12 protein-coding genes are annotated in these 14,583 nt (G+C 44.3%); 6 read left to right on the top strand and 6 right to left on the bottom strand.

What is annotated here, in order from left to right; translation table 11 throughout:
* Positions 1-183: 183 nt before the first annotated feature.
* The 5 genes from F0231_RS00860 to F0231_RS00840 form a co-directional block, all read right to left on the bottom strand.
* Positions 184-603, bottom strand: coding sequence for a GNAT family N-acetyltransferase (locus F0231_RS00860; RefSeq protein WP_171757826.1), 420 nt, complete (start codon positions 601-603; stop codon positions 184-186).
* A 70-nt stretch (positions 604-673) separates the two neighbouring features.
* Positions 674-1,306 (bottom strand): LysE family translocator, encoded by a 633-nt coding sequence (locus F0231_RS00855; RefSeq protein ID WP_171757825.1) that lies wholly within the window; start codon positions 1,304-1,306, stop codon positions 674-676.
* A 400-nt stretch (positions 1,307-1,706) separates the two neighbouring features.
* Positions 1,707-2,321, bottom strand: coding sequence for a fumarylacetoacetate hydrolase family protein (locus tag F0231_RS00850; RefSeq protein ID WP_171757824.1), 615 nt, complete (start codon positions 2,319-2,321; stop codon positions 1,707-1,709).
* 202 nt (positions 2,322-2,523) lie between these two features.
* On the bottom strand, positions 2,524-3,525 hold the full coding sequence (locus F0231_RS00845) for a porin (protein WP_171757823.1): 1,002 nt from the start codon (positions 3,523-3,525) through the stop codon (positions 2,524-2,526).
* Positions 3,526-3,853: 328 nt separating this feature from the next.
* Complete coding sequence (locus F0231_RS00840; protein ID WP_171757822.1) at positions 3,854-5,356, bottom strand: carbohydrate porin; 1,503 nt, start codon at positions 5,354-5,356, stop codon at positions 3,854-3,856.
* A gap of 426 nt (positions 5,357-5,782) precedes the next feature.
* Here F0231_RS00840 and glgX point away from each other — a divergent pair, with 426 nt between their 5' ends.
* The 4 genes from glgX (at position 5,783) to F0231_RS00820 (ending at position 11,678) form a co-directional block, all read left to right on the top strand.
* Positions 5,783-7,732: a glycogen debranching protein GlgX gene (gene glgX / locus F0231_RS00835; RefSeq protein ID WP_171758072.1), complete on the top strand. Its 1,950-nt coding sequence runs from the start codon at positions 5,783-5,785 to the stop codon at positions 7,730-7,732.
* A gap of 215 nt (positions 7,733-7,947) precedes the next feature.
* Complete coding sequence (locus tag F0231_RS00830) at positions 7,948-9,651, top strand: diguanylate cyclase (protein ID WP_253825688.1); 1,704 nt, start codon at positions 7,948-7,950, stop codon at positions 9,649-9,651.
* Between the two features lie 133 nt (positions 9,652-9,784).
* A complete protein-coding gene (locus F0231_RS00825) occupies positions 9,785-10,651 on the top strand; it encodes a glycerol kinase (RefSeq protein WP_171757820.1) in 867 nt (288 codons plus the stop codon).
* 109 nt (positions 10,652-10,760) lie between these two features.
* The gene (locus tag F0231_RS00820; RefSeq protein WP_171757819.1) at positions 10,761-11,678 is read left to right on the top strand and encodes a LysR family transcriptional regulator; all 918 of its coding nucleotides are present in this window, start codon (positions 10,761-10,763) and stop codon (positions 11,676-11,678) included.
* Here F0231_RS00820 and F0231_RS00815 read toward each other — a convergent pair.
* Positions 11,668-12,546, bottom strand: coding sequence for a LysR substrate-binding domain-containing protein (locus F0231_RS00815; RefSeq protein ID WP_171757818.1), 879 nt, complete (start codon positions 12,544-12,546; stop codon positions 11,668-11,670). The two genes, F0231_RS00820 and F0231_RS00815, sit on opposite strands and share 11 nt — an antisense overlap.
* Positions 12,547-12,697: 151 nt before the next feature.
* Here F0231_RS00815 and hisC point away from each other — a divergent pair, with 151 nt between their 5' ends.
* Together hisC and F0231_RS00805 are read left to right on the top strand one after the other, a co-directional pair.
* Entirely contained in the window at positions 12,698-13,819 is a 1,122-nt protein-coding gene (hisC, locus tag F0231_RS00810; RefSeq protein ID WP_171757817.1) for a histidinol-phosphate transaminase, read from the top strand.
* Complete coding sequence (locus F0231_RS00805; protein ID WP_171757816.1) at positions 13,803-14,579, top strand: ABC transporter substrate-binding protein; 777 nt, start codon at positions 13,803-13,805, stop codon at positions 14,577-14,579. The genes hisC and F0231_RS00805 overlap by 17 nt, the downstream gene beginning before the upstream one ends.
* Positions 14,580-14,583: the final 4 nt, after the last annotated feature.

The following is a 14,583-nucleotide window of genomic DNA, read 5'->3' as shown; positions in this document are numbered from 1 at the left end:
CATATAGCAAAAACCCACCCAATGAGGATGAGAGTGATTTTTGCTGAATGAGATATCGCTAAAGGTTGTTGCAAATTGGTTGTTTACCGAAGTTGGTGACCGAAATTAAAACCCGTCAGATTATGACAAGCCGTTAGAAAGTTTTGTTAGGGTATTGCAAGATACTAGGGCCTGTTGACCTACCTATACAATTCTCTTTTGTAAGAAGATTTTATCAATACCCTGAGTTGGGAAATCCGTATACCTGCCCACCTCGATGAACCCCAATTTCTTGTAAAAGTCAGGAGCTTGAAAGCTATACGTATCAAGGTAAACATCCGTTACGCCCATTTGGACTGCTTCTTTCTCTAATCGTTCCATCAGAATAGAGCCTACTCCTGAATGACGTTTTTTATCATCCACCCAGAAGAACTCGACAAACAAAGAGGTGGTAAAAATCTCTCCTGTTAGACCTCCAACAAAGTCCCCATGTTCATCTGCCGCATAGCAAGCCAAAGAGCTGACGTCTTCATCTGGAAAGTGTTTTAAATTGAATGCTTTAAGCCCATTGTAGATAACGTCTTTAATATTCTTAGGTGGATTAAGAACAAACTGCACATTCATAAATGTCATCCTTGTACCGCGATCAGCAGAGATAAAAAAAGCCAGCTAACGGCTGGCTTTAATTGTTTGGTTAGCTTGCAAATGAGCTTAACATCCAAATAGCGAGTATCACAAATACCCCGCCCATCACTTTATGCTGATAAGTTCGAAACTTTGCGTTCTCTAGCAGAGGCTTACCAAGCGTTCCTACAAGAGCAACAAGCAGCAAGTTAAACAGTAGACCAAGAACATTGAGCAGCAACCCAAGCGCCAGCATCTGCTCACCTGAGCTGGCCGTAATGTTGCCAGACACGAATTGCGGAAGGAACATAACGAAAAAGACCAATGCTTTCGGATTAAGTAGGTTACTGACTAACGCTCTTTGGTAAAAAGTCGTGGCAACTTTATTATTCCCGTCCAATTCAGGCGCATCCGCAGCACTTGCTCTTAGGCAATCCCAGCCCATTTTTAGCAGATATGCGCCACCCAATAGATGCAGAGCTTTAAGTGCCAAAGGGCTCATTGCAATCAATGCAGACACACCAAGCGCCGCTAATAAAGTTAGGATAATCCCCGATGTCGCATTACCTAAGCTTGCGAAAATGCCTACTCGTCGGCCATAGCTCATACTCGAGCTCGCAATAAGTAACATATCAGGGCCAGGCAACAATAGAAGGGCTACCACTGCGGTTAGATACACCGGTAGCACAGAGATGTCGATCATAATAATAATTTTACAGAAACAGGAGGAGGCGGGATTTTAGTTCAACTTTACAACAATATCCATTATAAATAATCACAATAGATACGATTAACGGAGTATAAATCGAACCATAACATTTAAAATCGTCATCTATTGCGGATGAACAAGGGTTCTGGTCTCTATTTCATTTATTATCAACAAGTTAACAATAGGCACATGATTGAATAGTGCTAAAAAATCATCCAAACAGAGCGATAATCAAAAACAAGAAAACAGCCATACCGACGACAAGCTTCAGTAACAGGCCAAGATTCGTCGTGCCACCTTTAGGGGCTTTGTTGCAACAACCCATAATAAAAAAACCTCCAATAGTAAGCTCTATTGAAGGTTAATCCTTGCCCTTAGGGTAAAGTAAAGGGTTTTACTGTGCGACCCATTCGATTTCGATCAACGTTTGCTCCGCTTGAATCAATCGAGCAAGAAACACATCCGATTCATGCACCTCACCAACACCTTGTGGCGTGCCCGTCATAATGATGTCACCATCACATAACGTTGTGTAAGATTTAAGCTCGTTAAGAATCGCATTTGGTGAGTACATCATCTGCTTAACCGAACCTTTTTGTACTCGAACGCAGTTGATGAAGAGTTCAATCTCAAGCTGTTCAATGTCGATCCCATCAAGCGGAATAAAACGGCTAAATACCGCTGAGCCATCAAACGCTTTCGCGCGCTCCCATGGCAGCCCTTTTGACTTGAGTTTAGATTGCAAATCACGCTTAGTGAGGTCTAACCCAAGCCCAACCGCTGATAGCTCGCCTTCTTGTACGATAAAACAGATCTCTCCTTCATAGTGCAGACGTTCTTGATGATAAGCATTGAGTTGAGATGATATCGACGTGGACGGTTTGGAGAATACCACCATCTGTTCAGGAATAGCGTTGTTTAGCTCATGGATGTGTTCAAGGTAATTACGACCGACACATAATATTTTGCTTGGATGCACCAAGCTCTCCTCAAGCCTCACTGAATTCATCTCATCTTCCCTGAACTGATTATTAAGAGCGCATATTCTAATTCAATTCGCTGTAAAGTGGAGAGGCAGTATCCAAAACTCTGAGCTTTTCCCCATATTATTGATAAGGAGATAACTTATTTGAGCCTAGATAGACAGAAAAACGCCTATTCAAAGTGAATAGGCGTCAACACTATCATTGTGTTAAGGCAGTAGATTCTTTTTAGAAGAAGTATCTAGCACCGAAAGTCCACTTATCGTCATCTTCCGTTGCAGGATCATCATCACCCAGATCAATTTGGTAACCAGCGAAACCAACTAGCTTAGGTGTAAAGTTGTATTCAGCTTGAATCGCACTTTGGCTAAATTGTGTTTGACTGCTTGAAGCCGATGTCGCCTTACCATCCACCGCTTCGTAGTTCACACTCACGTTTAGTCCATTACCTAAGCCATAAGCAAGAAGCGCTTCATATTGGTCAGATTCGTACAGACCATCATAGAACTGATCGTTCATCGCGTAGACTAACGCCGCATAAATACCATCGCCGTAGCTACCGTATTTCAGGGAAACTGCGTTCGACTCAGCATCAACATTGTTAACTTCACCACCGTTATAAACGTAACCTAACGAAGCGCCCATGAATGAGAAGGATACTGCGATCTGACCACGAGCATCATAAACCGTTAAACCTTCGTTATGCTTGCCTTGCCAACCTAAACCAAAGTCCAGTGACATATCATCAGCAAACATAAAGCCCTTGCGATAAGTCACCATCTTATCACCACGACCTGTCGCTAGGTTGCCATGGTTTTCGTAAAGAAAGTCATTGGCGAACGCAATTGGCATATCTGCTACACCTGCGATGTCGTAATACGGTGCCCATTGCGTACCCAGTACTAAACGACCACCCTGTTCATGGGTCACACCCAAGTAACCTAAACGAGTGGTGAATGACGTATCTCCGCCATCTAGGTAGTCAAGTTGCCATTCACCTTTGGCATCGACCGTGACGCCGTTACCCACATCTTGAGTGCCGCCAATATTAATTCGAGGAGAAACTTGGTGTACTTCGACTTCATCACTAGAGCCGTATTCGCCGAGACCGACATCGACATAACCACCAAGAGAAATTGTTGAACCATCGCTGTTGTAGATTTCTGCTGCGAAGGCGTTTGTACCACATGCTGCTGCCGTAACTGCGACGGCTAATAATTTAATATTCATTTTCTAATGTCCGTATTTGGTTTAACCCTGTCCGATTTAATCTGAATAGACTAAAACTGCGCGAACAACTAAAACGTAGTACGAAAAAAGAAAAAATTAAGTGCAACTAGTCACTTATAGGGAAAGTTTTTCACTAGTATTACAAATATGTGAATTATCAGAAAATCGTAACTATATAAAATATCTATTGTTTTTAAGTTTTCTTTGAAAGAAAATTTAAGGCCGATCAAGATCACACTTTGAAAAATTAAATTGAACTTACTCGAATAAATACGAAAAAACCCTCGCCTAAGCGAGGGTTCTAGGACAGTAGTTTTGAAAAGTTTGTTTAGAACCAAACTTCCATTTGTACACCGTAAGTGATCTCGTAATCGTTGTCGGTTGCTGAACCATTTGTACCAACACCTTGGCCAGTTGCACCGATTTCATCATCCCAAGTCGCATACGTAGCAAATGCTCGGAATGTTGGTTTAGCCCAGAAATTACCAGAATCTAGCGTTACAGTTGGCGCAATCGTCGCTTTGTACATTGAGCTTCCATCTAGGTAAGCCGAGCCACCGTGCCAGATTTTGTAGTCTTTCGAACCTTCGAAGTCAGAGCTACCGTACTCATATGAGAACTGAGACTGAATAGAGAAGTTCTGTGTCACTTTGTATACTGGCATTACACCAACAGTGTAGTACTCAATATCTTGAGTGCCGCCAGTGTATCCATTAACTGAATCATCCGTTAGGTATTCGCCATCTTTGTTACGGTCATAGACGAACTCTGCCATCATGTCCCAGTCATCAGAGATATCCCAAACACCGAATGCCGCTACACGAGCACCAAACGCATCTTCGTTGTTGATAAACAGAGTGTTAGATTGGTGAGATGCGCCTAAGCCACCACCAGCCATCACTGCGACTTTAGACCAACCGTCTGCGAAACCGAAGAAGTCACCACGGCCGTAAGTTACCGCGAAGTTATAGCCAAATTCAGGCTTATCAGTATCTACCGCAACACCGTCAATAGTTCCTGTGTTGTCTGCACGGTTACCTGCATAAGCTAAGTTCATTTCAAAATCAAACGAACCCCCAAGCCCTTTAACGCCTTTGTACGCCACATTCAAGTTGTGCTGTAGCTCATCGATGCCATCTGCATCTTGAGGAGTCCAGCTACCACGGTCTGCTGTAATGTAAGCAATATCTAGAGATTGTTCACCTACCGCAATGTTCTGGACACCGATACCAGTACCATCGTAAATGCGGTATAAAAAGTCTGATTGATAGATATCTGCGCGGCCGTAGTAACGCTTACCAGCCCACATTGTTGCGCCTTGAGGTAGGAAATCTAGGTTACCCATCTCTGCATAAACTTGACGGAACGACAGATCGTTGTCATCACCACCATTGCCTTCACTGAACGCAGAGTCAGCGTAGTATTGGTGTGTAGCAAGTGTTGTATAGAACTTAGCCCAAGTACCAGACTCAGTCGTCCACTTCTTACTTAGGTTAGCTTCTAGGTAGTTGTGAGGTTCATTACCTAAACGGTAGTTATGTAGATAAGGCGCCGCTGGGTGGAAGAACGCACCTTGGTCGTGGAAGCCACCTTTGTCTAAGCGAGAGCCATCACCGTTATAAACAACACCTTGACGAGCATAGCCATGGAATTCAAAACCGCTATCCGCTTCTGAAGCCGTTGCTTGCGCTTCTTCCGCAACCGCTGTCGTTTCAGCCAGTTGCGCCTCCAGTTGTGCGACACGCTCTTCTAAACTTGCTTCCGCAGCAATAGCCGATCCAGCCATTAATGCGGTTGCCACTGCAGCAGCAATTACACTTACTTTTTTCATTATTAACTCCATTTAGGGATTATTATTCTTTTGCTCTCTTCGCTCTCTCTGTAAAGGCAGCAACAGATAAAATAAGAGAGGTAAGATGGGGGTCGCACCCCCGTTCTGTTTCAACACTGACAAGATTACAGAGGGAGTAGAAAGCTCGAATCCTCCAGATGAGAAATATTTAGGGGGGATGAGAAAGGAGTAGAAATTATACAGAACGGTATTTTAACTGCCTGTATCACAATAATAGGGGTGAGTTTTCCGAGGAGGAGAAAAATAACCCGAACAAAATGCTATGGAGCTCACTTTTTTCAATAATTGGCCTCAATGATTGAAATAAAATTACAAAGTCACTTTTTCAATCTGCCGCTTGACCTGCAGTATGCAAATCTATTAACTAGAGATATAAGCAATAAATACTGATAGAAAGCCATAATGATGCAGCGATCCCGTCCTTACCCTTTAGGTGCTACGCCTAGCGAACAAGGGTGTAACTTTTCTATATTTGCCCCAGATGCCAAAGACATTCAGCTCGCGCTATTTGATTGCAATGGAGAATTCACCACATTCAATCTAGAAGGTGAATACGCAGGCGTTCGTTATACCTTTTTGCCAGGAATCAAAGCCGGACAAAAGTACGCTTATATTGTTGAGAACGGCGACGAGCCTCATCTTGTCTCTGACCCTTATGCAAAGGCGTTGGAAAAACCGCTTCACTACAACTTACCTTTCTCTTCTACAGAAAGCTTTAAGCTTGCCAAATGTGTAGTCGTTGATGACAACTTTGACTGGCAAGGCGTCGAAAGCCCAAACAGACCTCGTGAAGAGATGGTTCTGTTTGAAACCCATGTGAAAGGGCTGACAAAACTCAATAGTGAAGTGGATGGGAATCAACGCGGCTGCTATCTAGGCTTGGTTAGCCAACCTATGCTGGATTTCTACAAACAGCAAAACATCAACACACTGCAGTTATTGCCTGTCGCGGCATGTATGCATGAGCCGCACCTATTAAAGATGGATAAGGTCAATTACTGGGGATACAACCCATACTTATTCATGGTGCCAGACCCACGCTACGCCACACAAGACGCCGTGACAGAGTTAAAAACAGCGATCAGAGAGTTGCATCGCAATGGTATCGAGGTGATCTTCGACGTTGTCTACAACCACACCGCTGAAGGTGGCGCTGACGGCCCAGTATTTAACCTAAAAGCCCTAGATAAACGCTACTACATCCAACATGGTGAACATTACGCAAACTACACTGGCTGTGGTAACACCGTTGATCTTGCCTACCAACCGTCACTAAACCTCGTCATGGACACGCTTCGCTACTGGGTTAGTGAATACAAAATCGATGGGTTCCGCTTTGATCTTGCAGCAACGCTTGGTCGCCATGGTGAGCACTTCAGCCAAGATGCGGCATTCTTTAAGGCAGTCGCACAAGACCCTGTGCTTCGTGAAGTAAAACTCATCGCCGAACCTTGGGACATTGGCCCTAACGGTTATCAAGTCGGTAATTTTCCATTCGGTTGGAATGAATGTAATGATCGCCTAAGAGACATCACACGCAGTTTCTGGCGCGGTGATCAGGGCTTCTTGAAAGAGTTTGCAACCCGACTAATGGGTTCACGTGATCTTTACAGTGCAGCGAACTGGCCTTACAAGCTGACCGTCAACTACATCACGTATCACGATGGTTTCTGCATGCAAGACCTCGTCTCATACAAACACAAACACAATGAAGAAAACGGTGAGCAAAACCGAGATGGTCATGGTGACAACCGTTCTGACAACTACGGTGTCGAAGGGGAAACCGAAAGCCCAACCATTATCGAAAAGCGTGAGAAACAGAAGCGAAACTTCATGGCAAGCTTACTGTTTGCCTTTGGTATCCCACACATTTTAACCGCTGACGTTTTATCGCATTCTCAGCAAGGTAACAACAACGCCTACTGCCAAGATAACGAACTGAGCTGGCTCAACTGGCAATCGTCTGAACGAAAAGAACAGTTCAAATCTTGGTTAGCTGAGATGGTAAAAGCACGCCAAGAATTTATGGTGCCATTCATCCGAGCATTCAGCGGAGAAAAACGCAACACCAACCGCATATTCTGGCGGCGTCTAGATGGCGCTTTCATGGAGCATGACGATTGGAATCGATTGAGTTCTGTTGCTCTGCACCTAGGCATAGGAAAAGAGGGAAATGAGCTGTTCTATTGTATCAACCAGACCAATGCTCCTGCTCGGTTTACCCTACCAGAGACAGATATAAAAGAGTGGAATATGATCTGTAATACGGACTCTCATGAGCTTCACCAGACAATCGATCATAAACAAGTGCTGGTTGCCCCTGCTTCAATTGCCATCTTTTTTGCTAAAGCCTAACCTCACAAAAATGAGCGATATGGTGACATGCCGCTCAAATTAATAACAAAAATTAAGCCAAACACTAGATTATTATGCATTGATGTGCTTGTAAAATCCGTTTACTATACGGCGCATAATTACTATAGCTTTAAAATAATCAGTTGGCATAAATGGCTTTACCAAAACTCCTCATCCGCACCTTGAGGCCGTATATCATACTATTGGTGATAGGGATGATATATGCGGCGTATCAGCAACTCATAAAATCAGAACAAAGTGCTTATCAACAGTCTTTTTCAAACCTGAAAACCGCATCCAACCTCGTTTTTTCCCAAGTAGAAGCGGCTGCCAGTAAGCTTTACTTACTCAACGACAGCGCCTCCGTCACTGAGTTCGACGACAACGCCAAACGCACCCTTGAGAACTTTCCCTCTTATAGCGATATTATCTACGTCAATCATGAAACAAATCAGTACCGTTCTATCTTACTGTATCCAACAGAAGCAGAGCAGCGAGATGATATCGCTTGGCGTCCACTAGAACATATTGGTAGCAATATTGAGGTATCGTCGGTATACAAAAAGCGCGCAAATCAATGGGTATTTGCCGTGAAATTTATTCAAGAGAACCTTAACGAGATTTGGCTAGAGTTTGACCTCAAATACACCACGCAAAGCCTACGTGGCCTTCGCACATTAGAGCATGGTTACGTATTTGTGGTCGATAACACTACAGGAAGGTTGGTATTTCACCCAGATCCAGACCGAATAGGTTCTCCTTCCGTTAGCTACCATGCCGGAATCAGTGAACTTATCAGTGGTGGCCTGCGCTTCGGAAAACACGAATATTACTATCAGAGCCAATTCAAAATGTCCGTGTATGACGGTGAAAACCCATACAATTGGGTCTTTATTTCAGGCACGGATCGCTCCGACATTCTCTCAACATCCTACCAATTTTCTCTGACTGCCATCGTTATTGCTTCGCTGCTTTTCCTCGCTGTTGTTATCAACTACTTAACCTATCAGCTCAATAGCAGTTTGGCGGAGCTGAACAACAAAGCAGAATTGGCCGACTTTAAACACGGACTGAGAGCAATCTTAGATCGTTTCTGTCACCACAACGGCGTTCAGCTCTGTTTCTATGATTCAGATTACGGCCACTTCAGCACCGTTGATTATCATGGAAATAGCAACATCGTTTTGAGAGATAAAGAGCTCGCAAAACGCTTTTCACCTAGCTCGCTTAGCTATACGGGCAAACGCTATACAGACCCACTGGCGCAAAAGCTACAAATCAACTCTCGTCACTATACGATCCCACTTTTCGACAAAAATAGGCTGATCGCTGTGATCTACATGAAGGCGACCTTCCCGACCTATCGCAGTATTCTACGTATGATCCGTGACTACTCAGAAGTTGCACTCTCAAACCTGCTTTTGCATAAAAAGCTGCGTAGCAAAGATGTCATGACCCACCTAGATAACAAGCTCGTTTTAAGAGACAAAATCGACGCTCATATTGACGAAGAGAATGTCTACTTAGCGATTCTGGATATCGACCACTTCAAACGTATCAATGACAAATATGGACATTTATGTGGCGACCAAGTGATTTCTCATACTGCCGAACTGATGAAAAAATACTTCCCCAAACCCAACTCATTGAGCCTTGCTCGCTTTGGTGGCGAGGAGTTCTGCATTTTGTTTAGAGCCAACGACGAAAACGATGCGTATGAACAGTGTGAAATGTTCCGCCACATGGTCGAACAATCCAAGATGGTCTACGATGATGTACCACTGCAATATTCTGTAAGCATTGGCATTACTTCTAACCGAGACAGCCAACACATCTCTATAGGCCGAGCAGACAAAGCGCTCTACCAAGCAAAAGGCTTAGGGCGAAACCAAGTCGTATTAAATACATTCCAGTCCTAATCCGAACCTAAATTACAATTAAGGGAAGTAATTACTTACTTCCCTTTTTTGCTCCCCATCTATTCATTCCTGCCTGAAGCTTGATTCTTCAACGCTTTAACTCAACAATATGGGCACCTATAAGGAGAATGATATGCCCGAAAAAATCTCTACTACGGCACTGGCAAAACTGCGTGAAACCGACGCCAAACAGTTATTCCAAGAACTAAAAACCGCGGGTTATATCAACCGCTCAGAAGAAGCTTGGGTGCTAACCGAAACAGGGCGCAGATTTGGTGGCGAATACATCAATCACCCTAAGTTCGGGCAATTCATTGTTTGGCCTGAGAATCTTCTTATTGACTCTGATGCAACAAGTGGCGAAACACTGAGTGCGACTCAAATCGGGCAGCGATTCTCGTTAAATGCTAAAAAGATCAATCAACTGCTGAAAGAGTTAGGTTGGATCAGCAAAGGTGAGTCAGGCTGGAGCGTCACGGAGTCGGGGCTAACCGTTGGAGGATATCAGCGAGAGGACAAAGAGAGTGAGCAGAAGTTTGTGGTTTGGCATGATTCAATTGTTCGGAACAAACGCTTACGTCAATCCATTGTAGAGTTCTCAGGTCAAGATGCCGAAGCTCATGCGACAGATAAATCCTTGTCTAGTTTTCGTCAAAAGTTCGAAGCCAAACACCGCACCTTAGATGGCCATTATGTCCGCTCAAAAGCCGAGCTCATCATCGACAACTGGCTCTACATGAATGGCGTTGTGCACGCATATGACCGCCAGCTTCCCATTGAATCGGATGTGCTCAGCGACTTTTATCTGCCGAGCGGGAAAGTCTACCTACAGTATTGGGGCAACGATTCAGGTGCCATGTCTGAGCAAGACCAGAAAACAATACGAGACGTATACGAAGCCCACAATTTTAGCCTCATTGAAGTCTTCCCAGATGAGATTGAAAAGCTCGACGATGTACTGCCATCAAAACTCAAACAGTTTGGCATTAAAGCGTACTAGCGGTCACGCTTAACTGATTGAAGTAAAAGCATCTATAGCGAAATTGGATTAGTCACTGCGTGTGATTAACGCTATGATTCGTAGAGATCGATAAAGCATGGAGGCTTGTATGGCAAAAGATCTGTTCTCAAACCTTGACCTTAATTTACTGCGAACATTCATTATTCTTCATCAAGAACGGAATATGCGTAAAGCCGCTGAGCGTTTGTTTGTCTCACAGCCTGCGGTGAGTAAAGCACTGCAAAGGCTAAGAGCGCATTTTGGTGACGAACTGTTTGTTAAAACACATACCGGATTAAGAGCCACGGAATACTCGAACAAGCTTGCCGACAATGTTTCTCCGTTAATTGATGAACTTTCCACAGCAATAAATGCGTCTAACGAATTTGACCCAAACGAGCTCACTGGCACATTAAAAGTCGCACTCGCTCCGTTTATACTCAGCTCATTCGCCAGTGAAATCTTCGGTGCAATTCGCTCGCAAGCCCCTAACGTGCAAGTACACCTGCTCAATTGGTCTAAAAGCACCATGCAAGAACTCATCAATGACGAGGTACAGCTTGGGGTCAACTATGAAATCGGTCATGCGCCAAAAGAGTTGATCAGCAAAAAAGTCGCGCAAGATAGCTTCAGTGCCTACATCAGAAAAGATCACCCGTTTAAAGGGGATGCCATCGCTCTCGATTCGAGCATGGATTTTGAGCTTGCAACCATCATCGCCGCTGATTGGAACTCCAATCAATCCTTTGCGGAAAAGCTTCTGAATATGAGAGGAGTCGAACACAAAATTGCCTTTCGCTCCGAGCTTCCTTCAGCGGTTATCGATGTCGTGTTGAACACCGATATGATGTTCCCCGGCTCAAGCCTGACAAACATTGAAAAGCTCGACAAGTTACGTCGCCTTCCTATCTTGTTAGATAACGTCGCGCTGACACCCAATGTTTACGCCTATTATCATCACAAGAATCGTCAAAACGAAACGATGCTATGGCTAAGACGCATTGTAGAAGACACTATTACGGGTTAGCGGTCAGCCACTCAATCAGTTGACCAACCCGTTCATTTTCTCCATGGTGTGGGTTGAGCAAGTGATACCCATTCCCCGAGTGCACTATCGCTTCAAAAGGCTGAGTCAGGCGTTTCAATTCAATATCTTGCTTGGCCAACGTAATATCACCTATTGCCATACCAAAGCCTTGCTGAGCGGCATTCATCGCCTGATCCAATGTCGCAAACGTCTGATTACCTTTACCCTTGAGATGTAAATGCCCCTGCGACGCTAGCCACATCGACCAGTCTGACTGCTCAGGGTTGGCGTGCAGCCACGTAAATTGCTTTAAGACTTCGGTTTCATCCATCTCTGTATCAAGCTTCGTCCAAAGCTCAGGCGAACACACTGGCGCTAATATCTCATTGAACAACAAAGTCTGTTCGACGGTTTTGCTGCGTATCGGTTTTCCGTAACTCACGATCAGATCAAAATTATCAAAATTGGGAACGGCTTGGTGTTTGGTAGTCGACGTCAGTTCAACGTTGATTTCTGGGTAGGCTTGTTGAAAGTTGGCTAGGCGCGATAACAACCAGCTTGTAATGCAGCTTGGCGCATTCAGCTTAATCCGGTTCGCACTATCAGCGACTTCTCGAATCGAAAGTTGAAGACGAGTAATAATGTCTTCTGCCAGAGGAATGAATTTTGCCCCTTCAGGTGTTAACGCCAACCCTCTAGCCTGACGATAAAACAGTGCAATCCCCATCATGCTTTCTAACGATTGAATCTGACGACTGATCGCGCCTTGCGTCATATTCAGCGACTCAGCGGCATGGGTGAAATTCAAATGCTGAGCCGTTGCTAAAAAGGCCTGCAAGTTCTTTGTCGAAGGGAGTCTGTTACTCATTTATTCATCATCCATGATTTTTTTGCATGGCTATTATGCCTTTATTTCGATTTTTCACAAAGACACAAATGACTAAATTATCTCTTATAGAGAAAATATAGTTAGCTTGAAACAATTAAAATGATTAGCTATGCAATAATGGATAATTAAAATGACGTCTATAGCAGAAAAGCTTGCACCAGAAAGCATAAAAAAATTAATACCTTACCAATCTGCTCGTCGTATCGGGGGCTCAGGTAGATTGTGGCTAAATGCGAACGAACTGGAGCACCCACTTCACTTCTCTGAGCATCAAGCTGACTTACATCGATACCCAGACTTTTTACCCCATGATATCGCGGCTGCTTACCAAAATTACTGTGGAACGGCGCAGCCAACCATTGCGGTTCGCGGAGCAGACGAAGCCATCGATTTGCTGATTCGAACTTTCTGTCAGCCAGGGAAAGATCAAATTGCTCAATGTTCCCCAACCTATGCAATGTATGAGTTCTGCGCGGAATCACTGTCCATTAATACTATCGACTGCCCTTTGCTTGCTCCGGACTTTTCTCTGGATGTCGAGAGTATTATTGATGCGGCAGACAAAGCGAACCTCGTATTCTTATGCTCGCCAAACAATCCGACCGGACAATTACTACCTAAAGATAAGATCCAAGCGATATTAGAGCAGACGCAAGACAAAGCACTGATTGTTGTAGACGAGGCGTACATTGAGTTCGAACTGGGTCAAAGTGTTGTCGACCTCATCGACCAATACCCGAACCTCATTGTCATTCGCACCTTGTCAAAAGCCTTCGGGTTAGCGGCAGTGCGCTGTGGGTTTATTATTGCTTCAGAACCAGTGATGGAGTTTGTTCTCAAACTTGTTCCTCCATACCCTATGCCTGACAGCTCAGCAGAAATTGTACTGAACGCGTTAAGCCAAGAGGGGCTAAGCAAAGTTGCTGCGTCGACCCAACACTTAATCCAAACTCGAGAGCAGTTCGTTCAACGCATTGAGTCGCTAGACTGGATTGAAACCATTTACCCATCTTCGACTAACTTTGTTCTGATCAAAACCAAGCCAGAAGTAAACCTGTTTAATTACTTGGCTCAACACGGTGTCGTCACCCGAAATCAGAGCCACGAGCCAAGCCTAAAAGACTGCGTGAGAATCACTATCGGGTCAGAAAAAAGCATGAACGAGGTTGCCGAAATCATTTGCAACTTCTCGTACCCGCTGAGAACATCAACTCAAAATAATAAGGATATTGAACATGAACAAAATGCTTAGTGCTATCGCTTGCGCTGCTGCTCTGCTTGCAACTCCAGTATTGGCAAAGGAAGTTCGCCTTGCTTCGGATTTTACTTACCCGCCATTTAACTATAAAGATGCATCGGGTCAGCCCGTTGGCTTTGATATTGAGATTGCAGACGCGCTTTGTGCAGAGGCGAAGCTTGAGTGTAAATGGGTTTCTCAAGGGTGGGATTCGTTGATTCCTAGCCTACTCGCTCGCAAGTCTGATGTGATTATGGCGTCTATGCGTATTACCGAAGAGCGTAAAAAACGTGTTCTTTTCACAGATAAGTATTATCAAACACCGGCTCGTTTTGTCGCAAGTTCAGACGCTTCTGTCGAGCTCACAAAAAGCGGCCTAGACGGCAAAGTCATTGGTGTGCAAAGCGGTACTATCCACGACCGTTATGTGACAGATAAGTTTGGTGATGTAGCAGAGATCAAACGATACACAGGACAAGATGAAGTGTATATCGACCTGAAAAATGGCCGTTTAGATTTAACATTTGGTAATTCAGATCAGTTGGCGCTGGCGTTTTTAGATAAAGAGATCGGTGACGGCTTTGAGTTTGTGGGTAAGGCCGTTACAGATAAAGCCTACATAGGTGAAGGTACTGCGCTCGCACTAAGAAAAAATGACGAAGCCCTCGCTCAGCAATTTAACCAAGCGATTGAGACCATCCGTGAGAATGGTACTTACGATAAAATCGCGGCGAAGTACTTCTCGTTTGATATCTACGGCGAAGAGCTAAAGTAAAGCT

Origin of the sequence: Vibrio sp. RE86 (genome assembly GCF_013114545.1) — a bacterium.
Classification (GTDB): domain Bacteria; phylum Pseudomonadota; class Gammaproteobacteria; order Enterobacterales; family Vibrionaceae; genus Vibrio.
This window is presented reverse-complemented; position numbering and strand designations above follow the sequence as displayed.

What these genes read in the sequence shown, in the direction of transcription:
- F0231_RS00860 (WP_171757826.1), bottom strand. Translation starts at nt 603, where the DNA reads ATGAATGTGCAGTTTGTTCTTAATCCACCTAAGAATATTAAAGACGTT.
- F0231_RS00855 (WP_171757825.1), bottom strand. Translation starts at nt 1,306, where the DNA reads ATGATCGACATCTCTGTGCTACCGGTGTATCTAACCGCAGTGGTAGCC.
- F0231_RS00850 (WP_171757824.1), bottom strand. Translation starts at nt 2,321, where the DNA reads ATGAATTCAGTGAGGCTTGAGGAGAGCTTGGTGCATCCAAGCAAAATA.
- F0231_RS00845 (WP_171757823.1), bottom strand. Translation starts at nt 3,525, where the DNA reads ATGAATATTAAATTATTAGCCGTCGCAGTTACGGCAGCAGCATGTGGT.
- F0231_RS00840 (WP_171757822.1), bottom strand. Translation starts at nt 5,356, where the DNA reads ATGAAAAAAGTAAGTGTAATTGCTGCTGCAGTGGCAACCGCATTAATG.
- glgX (WP_171758072.1), top strand. Translation starts at nt 5,783, where the DNA reads ATGCAGCGATCCCGTCCTTACCCTTTAGGTGCTACGCCTAGCGAACAA.
- F0231_RS00830 (WP_253825688.1), top strand. Translation starts at nt 7,948, where the DNA reads ATGATATATGCGGCGTATCAGCAACTCATAAAATCAGAACAAAGTGCT.
- F0231_RS00825 (WP_171757820.1), top strand. Translation starts at nt 9,785, where the DNA reads ATGCCCGAAAAAATCTCTACTACGGCACTGGCAAAACTGCGTGAAACC.
- F0231_RS00820 (WP_171757819.1), top strand. Translation starts at nt 10,761, where the DNA reads ATGGCAAAAGATCTGTTCTCAAACCTTGACCTTAATTTACTGCGAACA.
- F0231_RS00815 (WP_171757818.1), bottom strand. Translation starts at nt 12,546, where the DNA reads ATGAGTAACAGACTCCCTTCGACAAAGAACTTGCAGGCCTTTTTAGCA.
- hisC (WP_171757817.1), top strand. Translation starts at nt 12,698, where the DNA reads ATGACGTCTATAGCAGAAAAGCTTGCACCAGAAAGCATAAAAAAATTA.
- F0231_RS00805 (WP_171757816.1), top strand. Translation starts at nt 13,803, where the DNA reads ATGAACAAAATGCTTAGTGCTATCGCTTGCGCTGCTGCTCTGCTTGCA.